20 protein-coding genes and 1 pseudogene are annotated in these 14,953 nt (G+C 63.9%); 16 read left to right on the top strand and 5 right to left on the bottom strand.

Going from position 1 to position 14,953, the window contains the following annotated elements; genetic code table 11:
* Window positions 1-3: 3 nt before the first annotated feature.
* Window positions 4-258, bottom strand: coding sequence for an acyl carrier protein (locus ACVILI_RS05930; protein WP_019862542.1), 255 nt, complete (start codon window positions 256-258; stop codon window positions 4-6).
* Window positions 259-460: 202 nt separating this feature from the next.
* On the opposite strand from ACVILI_RS05930, the gene ACVILI_RS05925 reads away from it, so the two are divergent.
* From ACVILI_RS05925 to ACVILI_RS05905, 5 genes are read left to right on the top strand one after another with little or no spacing between them, the layout of a single operon-like run.
* Window positions 461-1,303: an urease accessory protein UreD gene (locus ACVILI_RS05925; protein ID WP_038651333.1), complete on the top strand. Its 843-nt coding sequence runs from the start codon at window positions 461-463 to the stop codon at window positions 1,301-1,303.
* Between the two features lie 13 nt (window positions 1,304-1,316).
* Window positions 1,317-1,619 (top strand): urease subunit gamma, encoded by a 303-nt coding sequence (locus ACVILI_RS05920; protein ID WP_019862540.1) that lies wholly within the window; start codon window positions 1,317-1,319, stop codon window positions 1,617-1,619.
* 10 nt (window positions 1,620-1,629) lie between these two features.
* Window positions 1,630-1,884 (top strand): DUF1272 domain-containing protein, encoded by a 255-nt coding sequence (locus tag ACVILI_RS05915; protein WP_038651331.1) that lies wholly within the window; start codon window positions 1,630-1,632, stop codon window positions 1,882-1,884.
* A gap of 30 nt (window positions 1,885-1,914) precedes the next feature.
* The gene (locus tag ACVILI_RS05910; protein ID WP_038651329.1) at window positions 1,915-2,502 is read left to right on the top strand and encodes a HupE/UreJ family protein; all 588 of its coding nucleotides are present in this window, start codon (window positions 1,915-1,917) and stop codon (window positions 2,500-2,502) included.
* 6 nt (window positions 2,503-2,508) lie between these two features.
* Window positions 2,509-2,814: an urease subunit beta gene (locus ACVILI_RS05905; RefSeq protein ID WP_038651327.1), complete on the top strand. Its 306-nt coding sequence runs from the start codon at window positions 2,509-2,511 to the stop codon at window positions 2,812-2,814.
* Window positions 2,815-2,894: 80 nt separating this feature from the next.
* On the opposite strand, the gene ACVILI_RS05900 is transcribed toward ACVILI_RS05905, so the two are convergent.
* Together ACVILI_RS05900 and ACVILI_RS05895 are read right to left on the bottom strand one after the other, a co-directional pair.
* A complete protein-coding gene (locus ACVILI_RS05900) occupies window positions 2,895-3,389 on the bottom strand; it encodes a hypothetical protein (RefSeq protein ID WP_038651325.1) in 495 nt (164 codons plus the stop codon).
* Between the two features lie 114 nt (window positions 3,390-3,503).
* Window positions 3,504-3,881, bottom strand: a complete 378-nt coding sequence (locus ACVILI_RS05895; RefSeq protein WP_084791805.1) for a hypothetical protein — start codon at window positions 3,879-3,881, stop codon at window positions 3,504-3,506.
* A gap of 167 nt (window positions 3,882-4,048) precedes the next feature.
* On the opposite strand from ACVILI_RS05895, the gene ureC reads away from it, so the two are divergent.
* The 8 genes from ureC to ACVILI_RS05855 all read left to right on the top strand — a co-directional run bounded on the left by ureC (window position 4,049) and on the right by ACVILI_RS05855 (window position 10,284).
* Window positions 4,049-5,761: an urease subunit alpha gene (gene ureC / locus ACVILI_RS05890; protein WP_038653653.1), complete on the top strand. Its 1,713-nt coding sequence runs from the start codon at window positions 4,049-4,051 to the stop codon at window positions 5,759-5,761.
* Between the two features lie 80 nt (window positions 5,762-5,841).
* On the top strand, window positions 5,842-6,435 hold the full coding sequence (locus ACVILI_RS05885) for a hypothetical protein (RefSeq protein ID WP_019862533.1): 594 nt from the start codon (window positions 5,842-5,844) through the stop codon (window positions 6,433-6,435).
* Between the two features lie 44 nt (window positions 6,436-6,479).
* Entirely contained in the window at window positions 6,480-7,085 is a 606-nt protein-coding gene (locus ACVILI_RS05880; protein ID WP_038651319.1) for a glutathione S-transferase family protein, read from the top strand.
* Window positions 7,082-7,690, top strand: coding sequence for an urease accessory protein UreE (ureE, locus tag ACVILI_RS05875; protein WP_038651316.1), 609 nt, complete (start codon window positions 7,082-7,084; stop codon window positions 7,688-7,690). Before ACVILI_RS05880 ends, ureE begins: the two co-directional genes overlap by 4 nt.
* Window positions 7,683-8,354, top strand: coding sequence for an urease accessory protein UreF (locus tag ACVILI_RS05870; protein WP_038651313.1), 672 nt, complete (start codon window positions 7,683-7,685; stop codon window positions 8,352-8,354). The genes ureE and ACVILI_RS05870 overlap by 8 nt, the downstream gene beginning before the upstream one ends.
* Window positions 8,351-8,791 (top strand): DUF3995 domain-containing protein, encoded by a 441-nt coding sequence (locus ACVILI_RS05865; RefSeq protein ID WP_019862528.1) that lies wholly within the window; start codon window positions 8,351-8,353, stop codon window positions 8,789-8,791. The genes ACVILI_RS05870 and ACVILI_RS05865 overlap by 4 nt, the downstream gene beginning before the upstream one ends.
* Window positions 8,788-9,429 (top strand): urease accessory protein UreG, encoded by a 642-nt coding sequence (gene ureG / locus ACVILI_RS05860; protein WP_069090718.1) that lies wholly within the window; start codon window positions 8,788-8,790, stop codon window positions 9,427-9,429. The genes ACVILI_RS05865 and ureG overlap by 4 nt, the downstream gene beginning before the upstream one ends.
* An 87-nt stretch (window positions 9,430-9,516) precedes the next feature.
* Complete coding sequence (locus ACVILI_RS05855; protein ID WP_069090717.1) at window positions 9,517-10,284, top strand: class II aldolase and adducin N-terminal domain-containing protein; 768 nt, start codon at window positions 9,517-9,519, stop codon at window positions 10,282-10,284.
* Here ACVILI_RS05855 and ACVILI_RS05850 read toward each other — a convergent pair.
* On the bottom strand, window positions 10,281-10,913 hold the full coding sequence (locus tag ACVILI_RS05850) for an HAD family hydrolase (RefSeq protein ID WP_038651309.1): 633 nt from the start codon (window positions 10,911-10,913) through the stop codon (window positions 10,281-10,283). The genes ACVILI_RS05855 and ACVILI_RS05850 overlap by 4 nt on opposite strands.
* Before the next feature lie 245 nt (window positions 10,914-11,158).
* Here ACVILI_RS05850 and ACVILI_RS05845 point away from each other — a divergent pair, with 245 nt between their 5' ends.
* Window positions 11,159-12,118 carry a sugar-binding transcriptional regulator gene (locus tag ACVILI_RS05845; protein WP_010912814.1) on the top strand — a complete coding sequence of 320 codons (960 nt, stop codon included), beginning with the start codon at window positions 11,159-11,161 and terminating at the stop codon, window positions 12,116-12,118.
* Window positions 12,119-12,182: 64 nt separating this feature from the next.
* Here ACVILI_RS05845 and ACVILI_RS05840 read toward each other — a convergent pair whose 3' ends face one another.
* Window positions 12,183-12,368, bottom strand: a complete 186-nt coding sequence (locus ACVILI_RS05840) for a hypothetical protein (protein ID WP_038653650.1) — start codon at window positions 12,366-12,368, stop codon at window positions 12,183-12,185.
* 110 nt (window positions 12,369-12,478) lie between these two features.
* Between ACVILI_RS05840 and gcvA the strand changes: the two are divergent.
* Window positions 12,479-13,386: pseudogene (gene gcvA, locus ACVILI_RS05835) on the top strand (transcriptional regulator GcvA).
* A gap of 203 nt (window positions 13,387-13,589) precedes the next feature.
* Window positions 13,590-14,900: an ABC transporter substrate-binding protein gene (locus tag ACVILI_RS05830; RefSeq protein WP_019862523.1), complete on the top strand. Its 1,311-nt coding sequence runs from the start codon at window positions 13,590-13,592 to the stop codon at window positions 14,898-14,900.
* Window positions 14,901-14,953 lie beyond the last annotated feature (53 nt).

Genomic DNA, 14,953 nt, shown 5'->3' with positions numbered 1-14,953 from the left:
CGGTCAGGCTTTTTTCGCGATCAGCGCGCGAACGGCCTCGACCATGTCGCCAACATTCTTCAGATTGCTCCAGGCATCGACCGTGTTCATCTCGATCTCGATGTCATACTGCTCCTCGAGGTCGAAGATGATCTCCGTCAGCTCCAGCGAATGGATGCCGAGCGACGTCAATTCGGTGCTGGTGGTGATTTCTTCACCGCCCGGCTCGGCATGGGCTTTGATCTTTTCGATGATGTCCGTTGCCAGCTGGTCAGCCATTCGGTTTCTTCCCCACTTTATCGTTTCCCGACGCTAACTGAACAGCGCCTTCTTATCCTCGATATCAGGCCGCGATCGTCGCCTTCTACCCCCGTCAAGCATCGCCTGACCGTATCGAGGTGGCTCCCTCTATAGAAACGGAAACGCCATCAAGCAACAAGCTATATATCGACAAAACCGCCGCAGTGCTTAACCTGACGACGTGGATACGATCGAATATACCAAGTTTTCGGCCCCTTTGGCCCAGCGCGCCGCGGGTCTGGCCCAGCTGGGCTGCGCCAGCGCGGACGGGCGCACGCGGCTGCGACGCCTTTATCAGGACGGTTCCGCCAAGATAAGGCTGCCGGCCGTTTTGGCCGACCCGCTGGAGGCAGTGCTGATCAACACCGCCGGCGGATTGACCGGCGGCGACCGCATCGGCTGGGATGTGGATGTCGGCACAGAAGCCTCGGCGTCGATAACGACCCAGGCCTGCGAGAAGGTCTATCGCGCCGCATCCGACCATGCCGAGGTGCGGGTCAAGCTGACGGTCGGCGAGAACGGCCGCATCGCCTGGCTGCCGCAGGAGACCATCGTCTTCGACCGGGCGGCCTTTGCCCGCACATTGGATGTCGAGCTTGCCGCGGGGGCCGAGGCGCTGGTGCTGGAGGCCACCGTCTTCGGCCGCCTGGCCATGGGCGAACGCGCCGCGCAAGGCATTTTCCGTGACCGCTGGCGGGTTCGCCAGGACGGTTTCCTCATCCATGCCGAGGATTTCCGTATTGGACCCGATATCGCTGGTGCCCTGGCACGCCCGGCGGCCGCCGGCGGCGCGATCGCCGTGGCGACGCTGCTGCTGGTGTCGCAGCAGGCCGAGACCCTGCTCGACCCGGTCCGGGAAATCATCGGCGACCAGGGCGGCGCCAGCGTCTGGAGCGTGAAGGCATCTGGCAAGCTTCTTGCGAGGCTTTACGCCGGGGACGGCTACCAACTGCGTCAGCGGCTGGTTCCGCTCGTCGGACTGCTCAACGGAAGGGCGGGGCTGCCCAAATTATGGTCACTGTGATTCTGGAAACCGCATGAACCTGACGCCGAGGGAAAAAGACAAGCTGCTGATCGCCATGGCGGCGATCGTGGCACGCAAGCGGCTGGAGCGCGGCGTCAAGCTCAACCATCCGGAAGCGATCGCGCTGATCACCGATTTCGTCGTCGAGGGCGCCCGCGACGGCCGCCCGGTCGCCGAACTGATGGAGGCCGGCGCCCATGTCGTCACCCGCACGCAGGTGATGGAAGGGATCGCCGAGATGATCCATGACGTGCAGGTGGAAGCGACCTTCCCCGACGGCACCAAGCTGGTGACCGTGCACGAGCCCATTAGGTGAGGAGATCGACATGCTCGAACTGCGCCCAAACTGCGAGTGCTGCGACAAGGACCTGCCGCCTGAGGCGACGGATGCATTGATCTGCACCTTCGAATGCACTTTCTGCGCCGATTGCGTGGAAAACGTGCTGGACGGCGTCTGCCCCAATTGCGGCGGCAATTTTTCGACCCGGCCGATCCGCCCGGCAGCGAAGCTGGAAAAATACCCGGCGTCGACCAAACGCGTCCTTAAGGCCGAGGGCTGCGGCCCGCGTAAGGCCGCGTGACTGCACCATCGCAAACGAAAGGCATGTAGAATGATCCCTGCCAAACGCCTGTGCCTCGCGGCGATCCTGCTCATGGCTGCCGCCATGCCGGCCTATGCCCATGTCGGCATCGGCACGACCTCTTCCTTCACGGCCGGCTTCATGCATCCCTTATCCGGCCTTGATCATATGATTGTGATGATCGCCGTCGGCCTGTGGGCGGCGCTCAAGGGCGGCAGGGCGATCTGGGCATGGCCGGCGGCCTTTGTCGGCGTGATGCTTGCCGGCTCGGCCCTTGGCATGGCGCATGTGCCGGTGCCCTTCGTCGAGCCAGGCATACTGGCCTCCGTGGTGGCGCTTGGCCTGCTCGTGGCGCTGGCGGTCGACCTGCCGGTTTCGGCCGGCGTCGCCATCCTCGGCCTTTTCGCGCTTTTCCACGGCCACGCTCATGGCACCGAAGTGCCGGAAAACGCCGGCGGGCTCGAATACGTGGCCGGCTTTGCCGTCGCCACCGTGCTGCTCCATGCCGTCGGCATCGCCGCCGGAATGAGCCTTGGCATGAGGTTCCGTGGTCTGGCTCGTGTCGCCGGTGCTGCCTGCGCGGCGATCGGCGTCGGCCTCGCCTTCGGCGTCGTGTGACATCAGATGATCCCCGGCGAAATCATTCCCGTCCCAGGCGACATCGAGCTCAACAAGGGTCTGCCGACCGTCACCCTGAAAGTCGCCAACAGCGGCGACCGGCCCATCCAGGTCGGCAGCCACTACCATTTCTTCGAAACCAATGAAGGGCTGAAATTCGACCGCGAACAGACCCGCGGCATGCGCCTCGACATCGCCGCCGGCACCGCCATGCGCTTCGAGCCGGGACAGGAACGCGACGTCACGCTGGTGCCGCTCGGCGGCAAGCGCGAGGTCTATGGATTCCAGCAGAAGGTGATGGGCAAGCTGTGAATTCTGTGGCGTCTCGCGCTTGGCCTTCAAAGGCCGCGACCGGCGTTTGGGCAAGCGTGAAAGCAAATGGTGCTTTCGGCTCAGTCCGACGGTTTGGCGGCCGCATAGATGATGATCTTTCCGGGATCGTCGAACGCGACGGCAAGGACGTCCTGCGCGGCCACGCGCCGCGAATCGATGGCGTTAAAGAGCAGGGCGTTCGCCTCAATCTCCTTGCGCAGTTCCGCGACGTCGTCCTGATGCTGCCGGACCTTGTTCTCGATGACCGGCGGCGGGCCGCCTTCGCTGCGTGCCGCGTCGGTCAGGAACACGATATCGACCTTGTCGAGCTTGGAGGTCTTGCGCACCGTGCCGATGTTGTCGCGCGTGCGGTCGATCGCCGAACTGACTTTTCCGATTTCAGCTGTCGTCTTGGCCTGTTCCTCGCTGATTTGCGAGCCGACGATGCGGTCAACGGTCTCCGGGCTTTCAAGGCCTTGCGCATTCAGCGCGGCCTGGGGAAGGCTCGCTGCCAGAAACGCGGCCGCCGCAATGGCATGCAGCCATCGGGCATCGGGCAAGGTGGTGGAGGTCATCGTTCGCTTTCGCAGCTTGTTTCAACAATCAGCAAGCGAAACGACTCCAGCCCTGCCACGGTTCCCTTCGCAATACGGCCGGCGGACCGGATACCGGCCCGCCGCGCCGACCCGTCAGCTGGCCTTCTTGGTGATCAAGGTCAGCGCGCCATTGGGCTCCATGCTGGCCGCGACGACCTGGGCCGAGGTCATTCCCTTGGCCTGGAGGGCGGACTTCACCTTGGGGGTGGCGTCGATCGAGCTGCGCAGTTTCTGCAGGCCGGCGTCACCGCGCTGGGCGATCACCTGATTGACCTGCGTCTGGGTGTCCTTCGGCAGCTCGGTGATGTCGACAATGTTGACGCTCTGGATCGCCGGCGCGGCCTGCTGACCGCCGGGGGCGGGAGTCGTCGCCGTGGGGGCAGGCGTGGCCGGAGCGGGCTGCTGCTGGGCACTGGCGGCACCGGCCAGCATCAGGCTGGCGGCGGCTGCAAGAATTATCGTTTTGCGCATGGATTTTCCTTCCATCGATTTGGCAAACGGTCGTTTTGGGGTGACCTGCCAACCTCAACCGCCAAATGGGATCAGAAGGTGTCGCCCAGCGGGTCATTGCGTGACCATTGGATGGCGGCAATGTGCAGGCCAGCCTCAACCACACCGCATTTCGGGAGCAATCGCTGATGGCCAGAATCTCGCGTGCCGCCTACGCCCAGATGTATGGGCCGACTGTCGGCGACAAGGTCAGGCTGGCCGACACCGAACTCTTCATCGAGGTCGAAAAGGACCTCACAATTCACGGTGAGGAAGTAAAATTCGGCGGCGGCAAGGTGATCCGCGACGGCATGGGCCAGAGCCAGGTTTCCCGCGCCCAGGGCGCGGTCGACACCGTCATCACCAACGCCTTGGTGATCGACGCCAGCGCCGGCATCTTCAAGGCCGATATCGGCCTCAAGGACGGCCGCATCGCAGCGATCGGCAAGGCCGGCAATCCGGACACGCAAGACGGCGTCACCATTATCATCGGCCCGGGCACCGAAATCATCGCCAGCGAAGGCAAGATTCTCACCGCTGGCGGCTTCGACGCGCATATCCACTTCATCTGCCCGCAGCAGATCGAGGAAGCGCTAATGAGCGGCATCACCACAATGCTGGGCGGCGGCACCGGGCCGGCGCATGGCACGCTGGCCACCACCTGTACGCCGGGGCCGTGGCACATGGCGCGCATGATCCAGTCCTTCGACGCCTTTCCGATGAATATCGGCCTGTCCGGCAAGGGCAACGCCTCGCTGCCGGCGGCACTGGAGGAAATGGTGCTGGGTGGCGCCTGCTCGCTGAAACTACATGAGGATTGGGGCACGACGCCGGCGGCGATCGATTGCTGCCTGTCGGTGGCCGACGATTACGACGTTCAGGTGATGATCCACACCGACACGCTGAACGAATCCGGCTTCGTCGAAAACACGGTCGCGGCGATCAAGGGCCGCACCATCCACGCCTTCCACACTGAGGGCGCCGGCGGCGGCCATGCGCCCGACATCATCAAGGTCTGCGGCCTGCCCAATGTCATCCCGTCCTCGACCAATCCGACGCGGCCCTACACGGTCAACACGCTGGCCGAACATCTCGACATGCTGATGGTCTGCCACCATCTGTCGCCGTCGATCCCCGAGGATATCGCCTTTGCCGAGAGCCGCATCCGCAAGGAGACGATCGCGGCCGAGGATATCCTGCATGACATTGGCGCCTTCTCGATCATCTCGTCGGACAGCCAGGCGATGGGCCGCGTCGGTGAAGTGGCGATCCGCACCTGGCAGACCGCCGACAAGATGAAGCGCCAGCGCGGCTCGCTGCCACAGGAGACCGGCGACAACGACAATTTCCGCGTCCGCCGCTACATCGCCAAATACACGATCAACCCGGCCATCGCGCATGGGCTGTCGAAAGACATCGGCTCGATCGCCGTCGACAAACGCGCCGACCTGGTGCTGTGGAACCCGGCCTTCTTCGGTGTGAAGCCGGACATGGTGCTGATCGGCGGCATGATTGCCGCCGCCCCGATGGGCGACCCCAACGCCTCGATCCCGACCCCGCAGCCGATGCACTACCGGCCGATGTTCGGCGCCTATGGCAAGGCCAGGACCAACTCGTCTGTGACCTTCGTTTCCAAGGCGGCACTCGAGTCTGGCCTGCATGGCCGGCTTGGCGTCGAAAAACAGTTCGTCGCCGTGGAAAACACCCGTGGCGGCATCGGCAAGCGTTCCATGGTGCTCAACGACGCCACGCCGCATGTCGAGGTCGATCCGGAAACCTACGAGGTCCGCGCCGACGGCGAATTGCTGACCTGCCAGCCGGCGACCGTGCTGCCGATGGCGCAAAGGTATTTCCTGTTCTGAGGTCGGTCGGCCAAATTCCGTTGCGGCTGGTATGCATAGGCCGCAATATGCGGTCGAGCAGAAACCCACCGTGATCAGGCATGGCCACCGAAATCGCCTCTCCCCACGACATTTTCCCGCATATCCGGATCGTCATGGGCATGGTGATCGGGCTTGGTGTCGCCCGCCTGCTGTCGGGGGTGGCGCGCATCGTCCAGCATCCCGGCCAGTACCGGCTGTATCCCGTGCATCTGGCCTGGGTCGCCTCGGTGCTGTTGATGCTGGTGCATTTCTGGTGGTGGGAGTTCGGGCTCTACGCCATCGAGACCTGGACCTTCGGCAAGTACCTGTTCATCATTTTCTACGCGATCACGCTGTTCCTGCTGTGCGCGCTGCTGTTTCCGGATTCGATGCTGGACTACACCAGCTACGAGGATTTCTTCTATTCGCGCCGCGGCTGGTTCTTCGGCCTGCTGGCGGCGACCTATCTGCTCGATGTCATCGATACGCTGCTGAAAGGGCCCGAGCATTTTGCCCGCTTCGGCAACGAATATCTGTTCCGCACGCCGGTCTTCGTGGCACTGTGCATCGCCGCGATCCTGGTGCGCGACCGCCGCTTCCACATCGCCTTCGTCGCGGCAGCACTGATCTACCAGATATCGTTCATCCTGCGGCTCTTCGACACGATCGTATGACTGTTGCGGATGGTCTAGAGTCCAGGAAAAGACAGGATCTTAGCATGTACAAGGCCGTTGGATCACGGGGATCCCGGGTCAGCCGCGTTCTCTGGATGCTCGAGGAGCTCGGGCAGCCCTATGAATTCGTCGAGGTCAAGCTGCGCTCGCCGGAAGCCTATGCGCTCAACCCGTCGGGCAAGGTGCCGGTCCTCATCGACGATGAACTGACGGTGACGGATTCGGCGGCGATCTGCGTCTACCTGGCCGACAAGCACGCCGACAAGGGCATGGGCGCCAATCCCGGTGTTGCCGGCCGCGCCGAGATGGATTCCTGGATGCATTTTGCCCAGAGCGAGTTCGAGGCGCCGCTGTGGAACAAATTGCGCCACCGCTTCCTGCTGCCGAAGGAAGTACGCGTCGATGTCGGCCCGGCGGCGGCCTACGATTTCGCCTCGGAAGCCAAGGCACTGGACCGCCGGCTCGGCGACAAGCCGTTTGCGCTGGGTGACCGGTTTTCCGCGGTCGACGTGCTGCTCGGCGACATGGGCAACTGGGCGCGCGCCGGAAAATTCCCGATCGAGTCCGCCCGCGTCAACGCCTATTTCGACCGGGTGCTTTCGCGCCCAGCCCGCGCACGGGCGCAGGCCAACGGAGGCTCCATGAAATGAAGCTCAACCTCAACACCGACTTCACCAAATTCCCGCGTGCCGTTACGGTGCTGCTCGCCGGCAAGGCGGGCACGGCGGCTCCGTTTGCCAAGGCCGTTCTTGTCCATGACGAACGGCATCTGCGCCGCCGCGCCATCGAACTGTCCGACGGCAGCAAGGTGCTGGTCGACCTGCCCGAACCCGTCGCCCTGAACGATGGCGACCGGCTGGTGCTGGAGGATGGCCGCCATGTCGAGATCATCGCGGCGCCGGAAGAGGTCTATGACATCCGCGCCCGCGACGGCGTGCATCTGACCGAACTGGCCTGGCATATCGGCAACCGCCATCTCGCCGCAGGCATCGAGGCGGATCGCATCGTCATCCTGCGCGACCATGTCATCAAGGCGATGCTGGAGGGGCTTGGCGCCACGGTGCGCGAGGTCTCCGAACCGTTCAAGCCGGTGCGCGGCGCTTATTCCGGCCATGGTGATGGGCATGGTCATGACCATGGCCACGATCACAGCCATGCCGAGGCGCATGCACATAGCCACGGTGAGGCACACTCCCACTCGCATAGCGAATCGCATTCGCACAGCCATACCGGCCACCACCACGATCATGACTGACCAGCCTTCGAACATCGCCCTGCTGCGGCTGATGGCGTGGCTGTCGCCGGCCTTCCCGGTCGGCGGCTTTGCCTATAGCCACGGTCTCGAACGGGCGGTGCATGACGGGCAGGTTGCCGATGCCGCGAGCCTGGCCCACTGGCTGGAAACGCTGGTCGAGATGGGCTCGGGCTGGAACGATGCCGTGCTGTTTGCCGAGAGCTGGCGCCGCGCCCGCACCGCCGGCGATCTCGACGAAGTCGCCGCACTGGCCGAGGCGCTGGCCGGCTCGCGGGAACGCCATACCGAGACCATGCTGCAAGGTGCCGCCTTCCTCAAAGCAGCTGCGGCCTGGCCCAATCCGGTGCTGGCGCGCCTGCCCGCCGAATGCGCTTATTGCGTCACCGTCGGCGCCATTGCCGGCGGCAACGGCATTGCGCTGCAGGATGCGCTGTCCGCCTTCCTGCAAGCCTTCTTCTCCAACCTCGTCCAGGCGGCGATCAGGCTCGGTGTCGTCGGCCAGAGCGAGGCCACCACGCTGCTGGCCGGCTTCGAGCCGTTGGCGCTCTCAACCGCCGACCGCGCGTCCCGATCGACATTGGACGATCTCGGCGGCTGCGCCTTCGTCTCCGACATCATGGCGATGAGGCACGAAACCCAGTATTCGCGATTGTTCCGTTCATGATCGCCCTCGCCTTTGTCCTCTCCTTCGTCCTGCTGCTGATCACGGCGCTGCATGTCTATTGGGGCATTGGCGGCATCTGGCCGGGCAGGGATGCGGCGTCCTGCGCCCGCGCGGTCGTCGGCTTTCGCGGTGTCGACGAAATGCCGACGCCCTTCGCCAGTTTCGCCGTTGCCGCCTGTCTTGGCCTGGCAACGCTCTGGCCGCTGGCGCTCATCGGCTTCTTTGCCTCGCCTTTCCCGAGGGAAGGCCTTGCCGCCACCTCGCTGCTCATCGGGCTTGTGTTCCTGGGGCGCGGCATTGCCGGCTTCACGCCGTGGTGGCGGCGCCTGGCGCCAGAACAGCCTTTCGCGCGGCTCGATGTGCGTTACTATTCGCCGCTGTGCCTGTTGATCGGGCTCGGCTTCGCAGTCCTTGCCATCATGGAGTTCCCGACATGACTCAAGCCAACGGTCCTCTTCGCATCGGTATTGGCGGCCCTGTCGGCTCCGGCAAGACGACGCTCACCGAAAAACTCTGCAAGGCGCTGCGCGACGAGTTCTCCATCGCCGTCGTCACCAACGACATCTACACAAGGGAAGACGCCATGATGCTGGCCCGGCTGCAGGCGCTGCCGGAGGATCGCATCGTCGGCGTCGAGACCGGCGGCTGCCCGCACACCGCCATTCGCGAGGACGCGTCGATCAATCTGCAGGCGATCGCCGAACTCAACCGGAAGTTTCCCGACCTCGACATCATCTTCATCGAATCCGGCGGCGACAACCTTGCCGCCACCTTCTCGCCGGACCTCGCGGATCTGACGCTCTATGTCATTTCGGTCTGCCAGGGCGAGGAGATCCCGCGCAAGGGCGGGCCGGCGATCACCCGCTCCGATTTCCTGATCATCAACAAGAGCGATCTGGCGCCCTATGTGAACGTCAATCTCGACGTGATGGAGAGCGACGCCGGCCGCATGCGCGGCAAGCGGCCGTTCGGCTTCACCGATCTGTCGCGCGGCAAGGGGCTGCAAGATGTCATCGATTTCATCGTCGAGCATGGCGGGCTGAGGATTGGCACCGCCACCAGCACGGCGGCCTGACAGGCATCCGGCCCCTCTGCACCAACCGAAACCCGTTGCGGGCAGCGGTGGCTCGCGGCATTCTGGCCAAAACCGGAGGATTTTTCCATGAGCATCGCCCGCCTGCAGAAGGAACCGCTGACCAACCTGCCCTTCTACGAAGAGCGCGTCGATCTCGCCTGTGCCTTTCGCTGGACGGCGCGGCTCAACATGCACGAGGCGGTGGCCAACCATTTCTCGCTGGCGGTCAATGATGACGGCACGCAGTTCCTGATGAACCCCAACCAGGTGCATTTCTCGCGCATCAAGGCCAGCGACATGTTGATGATCGACGCCAACGATCCCAACACGCTCTCCGGCCCCAACGCGCCCGACCCGACGGCCTGGGGCCTGCACGGCGCCATCCACCGCAACGTGCCCCATGCGCGCTGCGTCATGCATGTGCATTCCATCCATGCCACGGTGCTGGCGTCGCTCGCCGATTCGACATTACCGCCGATCGACCAGAATTCGGCGATGTTCTTCAACCGCCATGTCGTCGACGCGCATTATGGCGGGCTGGCCTTCGAGGAAGAGGGCGAGCGCTGCTCGCAGCTTCTCACCGACCCCAAGGTCAAGGTCATGGTGATGGGCAATCACGGCGTGCTGGTGATCGGCGATACGGTCGCCGATGCCTTCAACCGCATGTTCTATTTCGAGCGCGCCGCCGAGACCTATATCAAGGCGCTGTGGACCGGCCGGCCTCTGCGCACGCTGTCCGATGCGATCGCCGAGAAGGCGGCCAGCGAAATGGACGACTATCCCGGCCAGGCCGAGCGCCATCTCGCCGAGTTGAAGGCGATCCTCGACGAGGAAGAGCCGGTCTACAGGAATTAGAGCCCGAGCTGAGCCCGTAATTCCTCGGCGCTGTTGATGACGATGGCGCCGGGCGGTCCTTCCATCGGCTTTTCCGGCCAGAAGATCGTCTTCATGCCCGCCGCCAGACCTGCCATGGCGCCCGGCCAGCTGTCGTCGACCGCGACCGCGTGCGCGGGATCGACTTCGGCCAGGTACGCGGCGCGCAGGAAAGGTTCGGCGTGCGGCTTGCCATCACGCACATCGTTGCGGCTGATCGTTTTCATGCCGGGATAAAACAGACCGACCATGCGCAGATTGGCGTCGACGATCATCCGGTCCGAATTCGATACCACCGCTTGCTGCACGCCAAGCGCGCGCAATTCATTGAAGACTTCTATAGCGCCAGGACGCGGTTTCAGCCCCTCCACCAGCGGCAGATAGTGCTCGTATTTGCGCATGATCCAGTCGTCGAAGGGAAGATCGAGGCCGAACTCGTCGCGCATCATTTCGTAGACCGGCCAGGCGGCGACACCGAGCACGCGCTCATGAAGGTCGGCGGGCGGCTTGAGGCCTGCATTGCGCATTGCCGCCACAAGGGCGGCCTCGTGCAGCGGCTCGCTATCGACCAGCGTGCCGTCCATGTCCCAGAAAACCGCCTTCGGTGTCATGCAGCGCTCCTTTTGCGATCCCCTTAAAGGGTTTGCGCCGGGAGATAAACCATCGCGATCACAGAAGGTGACTGCCGCCGGAAGCGAAGCCGTCCTGCTTTGCGCGTCGCGATCGTGTCAGAGAGAAAATCCCTGCCGTGCGTGGCCAAACAATTGCCCTTGAGATTGACAATTGCGCAGGAGGCCGTTCCCTGCGAAACTGGGAGCGGACCGCTCCTGTGAGCAGCGGTTTGCGGAGGCAGGACGTGAATACCCGGCAGGATGGCGGCAGCAACAGGCTGGACGACGCGGCGCGCGCCGGATGGCTCTATTATGTCGCCGGTAACACACAGGATCAGATCGCCGCCACGCTCGGCATTTCGCGGCAGACGGCGCAGCGGCTGGTGTCGCTGGCGGTGTCGGAAGGCCTGATCAAGGTCCGTGTCGATCATCCGATCGCCAACTGCCTTGACCTCGCCGCCCGGCTGAAATCGCGTTTCGCACTAGACCTGGTCGAAGTGGTGCCGAGTGATCCGAATTCATCCTCCACCACCATCGGCATCGCCGAAGCGGCGGCCGCCGAGATCGAGCGGCGGCTGCGGTCGCCGACGCCGATCGTCATGGGCATCGGCACCGGACGCACGCTGAAGGCGGCGATCGAGCAACTGCCGCCGATGGAATGCCCGCAGCACAAGGTGGTGTCCTTGACCGGCAACATTTCGCCGGACGGCTCGGCCGCCTTCTACAACGTCATCTTCACCATGGCCGACCGGGTCAAGGCGCGCTCCTTCCCGATGCCGCTGCCGGTCATCGCCTCCTCGCCGCAGGAGCGCGAGATGCTGCTCAACCAGCCGATGATCCAGCCAACGCTGGCGCTTGCGGCGGAAGCCGACGTCACCTTCATCGGCATCGGCGATCTCGGTCCGAAGGCGCCGCTCTACGAGGACGGCTTCATTTCCGAAAGTGAGTTGAAGGCCCTGCAGAAGGCTGGCGGCATCGCCGAAATCGTCGGCTGGGTGTTCGACAGGGAAGGCCGCATGATCGAGGGCATCACCAACGACCGGGTGTCGTCGGCATCGCTGCCGTCGCGCGAGAAGTCGCTGGTCATCGCGCTGGCCATGGGCGAGCGCAAGCTGCCGGGTATCCTGGCGGCGGTGAACCGCCGGCTGGTCAATGGTCTCATCACCGACGAACGGACGGCGACTGCTTTGCTGGCCAGCATTTGACCGGGACGCGGCAGCGCCTGCCGGATACGGTCGCGGCGGCTGCCTGGCGATAAAACCAGCAAGTCTATTTGTGCCGGCCGAAAGGGTCGTTGCCATCGAGGAAACCGAGGTCGCGCTGCAGATGGGGCGACAGGTCCCTGATGTCGAGACGGGCCTTTCTTTTGCTCGCGAACCAGCCGAATCCGTCCGCAAGCCACGAAATCCAGCGGTGATCGGGAGCGGGAGTGCATTTTTGCTGCGCCATGGTCATGATCGTCAACCTTCGCTATCCTGGACCCGAATGACGGGTTGACAGTGAATGTCGGTCTTGCTGGCCAGCTTTGCCAATCGAACGTCGATAAGGACCCATAAGGAGCCTTTATGCCGGATCTGAGCTCACCGCAGGTTTCGCAACTGCCACCGCTGCAGGCGATCCGGGTGTTCGAAGCGGTGGCGCGGCATCTTTCCTTCACCAAGGCCGCCGTGGAACTCGCCATGACACAGGCCGCCGTCAGCTATCAGATCAAGGTGCTGGAAGAGCGCGTCGGCGCACCGATGTTCCTGCGGCGGCCGCGGCAAATCGAGCTGACCGAAGCCGGCCAAAGGCTGGCGCCGGCGGTCAGCGAGGCCTTTGCCATTCTTAGCCAGGCCTATGCCGCCGCGCGCGGTGGCGCGGACGGGCTGCTGTGCGTCACCACCGTGCTGACCTTCGCCTCGAACTGGCTGGCTCATCATCTGGGTTCGTTCCAGATGGCTCATCCAGCACTTGCCGTGCGGCTCGAAACATCGAGCCGTCTGACGGATTTCGCCCGCGAGGATGTCGATCTCGCCATCCGCTCGGGCAGCGGCAAATGGCCGGGTCTGGAGGCCCACAAGCTGCTCGACGCCGATTTCACGCCGATGCTGAGCCCGAAGCTCGCGGCCAGCATTGGCGGCGTCAAGGAGCCGGCCGACCTCTTGCGGCTGCCGATCCTCGATCCGGGCGATGTCTGGTGGACGCAATGGTTCGAGACGGCCGGCGTGCATGCGCATGATCTTGCCAAGCGGCCCGGCAGCAGCATGGGCGCGCAGGCCTATGAGGCCAATGCGGCTATCGCGCGGGCCATGGCGTGGCGATCCTGACCCGGGCGCTGTTCAAGGCGGAACTTGCCGACGGCCGCCTGATCCAGCCTTTCGACCTGGTCGGCGATGACGGCCACGCCTATTGGCTGGTCTATCCCGAAGCACGCCGCAACGTGCCGAAGATCCGCGCCTTCCGCGACTGGCTGCTGGCCGAGATCGCCTGCTGACAGGCGCTTTTCTCCCGATTCAATCCTCCGGCCCTTCCAGTCCCGCCGCCTGATATCAGGGGCGGACAAGCCTCTCTTTGTCTGTCCATCGGCAGGTCCGGTGCTGCGCTGCAGCATCGAATCCGGCTTGACATAATTCACGGCAAGTGAGTAATTGCTCACAGCCAAGGCAAATGCTCATCTTGGTTCATGGGAGGAATTTGATGAAACTGCGTACGCTCACCCTGGGCTTGTTGTCGGCCAGCGCTCTCGCCTTTGCCGCACATGCCGAATCCATCACCATCGCCACGGTCAACAATGGCGATATGGTCCGCATGCAGAAGCTGACCGACGACTTCACCAAGGCCAACCCCGACATCCAGCTCAACTGGGTCACGCTTGAAGAGAACGTGCTGCGCGAGCGCGTCACCACCGACATCGCCACCAAGGGCGGCCAGTATGACGTGATGACCATCGGCACCTACGAGGTTCCGATCTGGGCCAAGCAGAGCTGGCTGCTGCCGCTCGACAAGCTCGGCGACGACTATGACGCCAAGGACATCATCCCGGCCATCGCCGGCGGTCTTTCGGTCGACGGCAAGCTCTATGCCGCGCCCTTCTATGGCGAAAGCTCCTTCGTCATGTACCGCAAGGACCTGATGGAGAAAGCCGGACTGAAGATGCCCGACGCGCCGACCTGGGATTTCATCAAGCAGGCCGCCGACAAGATGACCGACCGCGCCAATGGCGTGAACGGCGTGTGCCTGCGCGGCAAGGCCGGCTGGGGCGAGAACATGGCCTTCCTGACCGCCATGTCGAACTCCTTCGGCGCCCGCTGGTTCGACGAGAACTGGAAGCCGCAATTCGACCAGCCCGAGTGGAAGAAGACCTTGCAGTTCTATGTCGACCTGATGAAGGCCGACGGCCCCGAGGGCGCCTCTTCCAACGGCTTCAACGAGAACCTGGCGCTGTTCCAGCAGGGCAAGTGCGGCATGTGGATCGACGCCACCGTCGCGGCGTCCTTCGTCTCCGATCCCAAGGCATCCCAGGTCGCCGACAAGGTCGGTTATGCGCTGGCGCCCGACAATGGCCTCGGCAAGCGCGGCAACTGGCTGTGGGCGTGGTCATTGGCCATTCCGGCCGGCACCAAGAAGGCTGACGCGGCCGAGAAATTCGTCTCATGGGCGACCAGCAAGCACTACGCCGAACTCGTCGCTTCGAAGGAAGGCTGGGCCAACGTCCCTCCGGGCACGCGCTCCTCGCTCTACGCCAATGCCGAGTACCAGAAGGCGGCTCCGTTCGCCAAGATGACGCTGGACTCCATCAACGCCGCCGACCCGACGCATCCGACCGTCAAGCCGGTGCCCTATGTCGGCGTCCAGTTCGTCGCCATCCCTGAATTCCAGGGGCTTGGCACCACGGTCGGCCAGCTCTTCTCGGCGGCTCTTGCCGGCCAGTCGAGCGTCGACGATGCGCTGAAGCAGGCCCAGGACGCCGCCACCGCGGCGATGACCGAAGGCGGGTATATCAAGTAAGGCTCCTCCCGGTGCCGAATGCCGGTTGCCTCCTCGACCGGCAACGGCCGCCC

The organism is Mesorhizobium sp. USDA 4775, assembly GCF_054062655.1.
Note: the sequence above shows the minus strand (reverse complement) of the source record. Positions and strands in the feature narration are given on the sequence as shown.

Bases quoted from the DNA above. Each gene is read 5' to 3' on its own strand.
- ACVILI_RS05930 (WP_019862542.1), bottom strand. From the start codon at position 258: ATGGCTGACCAGCTGGCAACGGACATCATCGAAAAGATCAAAGCCCAT.
- ACVILI_RS05920 (WP_019862540.1), top strand. From the start codon at position 1,317: ATGAACCTGACGCCGAGGGAAAAAGACAAGCTGCTGATCGCCATGGCG.
- ACVILI_RS05915 (WP_038651331.1), top strand. From the start codon at position 1,630: ATGCTCGAACTGCGCCCAAACTGCGAGTGCTGCGACAAGGACCTGCCG.
- ACVILI_RS05910 (WP_038651329.1), top strand. From the start codon at position 1,915: ATGATCCCTGCCAAACGCCTGTGCCTCGCGGCGATCCTGCTCATGGCT.
- ACVILI_RS05905 (WP_038651327.1), top strand. From the start codon at position 2,509: ATGATCCCCGGCGAAATCATTCCCGTCCCAGGCGACATCGAGCTCAAC.
- ACVILI_RS05900 (WP_038651325.1), bottom strand. From the start codon at position 3,389: ATGACCTCCACCACCTTGCCCGATGCCCGATGGCTGCATGCCATTGCG.
- ACVILI_RS05895 (WP_084791805.1), bottom strand. From the start codon at position 3,881: ATGCGCAAAACGATAATTCTTGCAGCCGCCGCCAGCCTGATGCTGGCC.
- ureC (WP_038653653.1), top strand. From the start codon at position 4,049: ATGGCCAGAATCTCGCGTGCCGCCTACGCCCAGATGTATGGGCCGACT.
- ACVILI_RS05885 (WP_019862533.1), top strand. From the start codon at position 5,842: ATGGCCACCGAAATCGCCTCTCCCCACGACATTTTCCCGCATATCCGG.
- ACVILI_RS05880 (WP_038651319.1), top strand. From the start codon at position 6,480: ATGTACAAGGCCGTTGGATCACGGGGATCCCGGGTCAGCCGCGTTCTC.
- ureE (WP_038651316.1), top strand. From the start codon at position 7,082: ATGAAGCTCAACCTCAACACCGACTTCACCAAATTCCCGCGTGCCGTT.
- ACVILI_RS05870 (WP_038651313.1), top strand. From the start codon at position 7,683: ATGACTGACCAGCCTTCGAACATCGCCCTGCTGCGGCTGATGGCGTGG.
- ACVILI_RS05865 (WP_019862528.1), top strand. From the start codon at position 8,351: ATGATCGCCCTCGCCTTTGTCCTCTCCTTCGTCCTGCTGCTGATCACG.
- ureG (WP_069090718.1), top strand. From the start codon at position 8,788: ATGACTCAAGCCAACGGTCCTCTTCGCATCGGTATTGGCGGCCCTGTC.
- ACVILI_RS05855 (WP_069090717.1), top strand. From the start codon at position 9,517: ATGAGCATCGCCCGCCTGCAGAAGGAACCGCTGACCAACCTGCCCTTC.
- ACVILI_RS05850 (WP_038651309.1), bottom strand. From the start codon at position 10,913: ATGACACCGAAGGCGGTTTTCTGGGACATGGACGGCACGCTGGTCGAT.
- ACVILI_RS05840 (WP_038653650.1), bottom strand. From the start codon at position 12,368: ATGACCATGGCGCAGCAAAAATGCACTCCCGCTCCCGATCACCGCTGG.
- ACVILI_RS05830 (WP_019862523.1), top strand. From the start codon at position 13,590: ATGAAACTGCGTACGCTCACCCTGGGCTTGTTGTCGGCCAGCGCTCTC.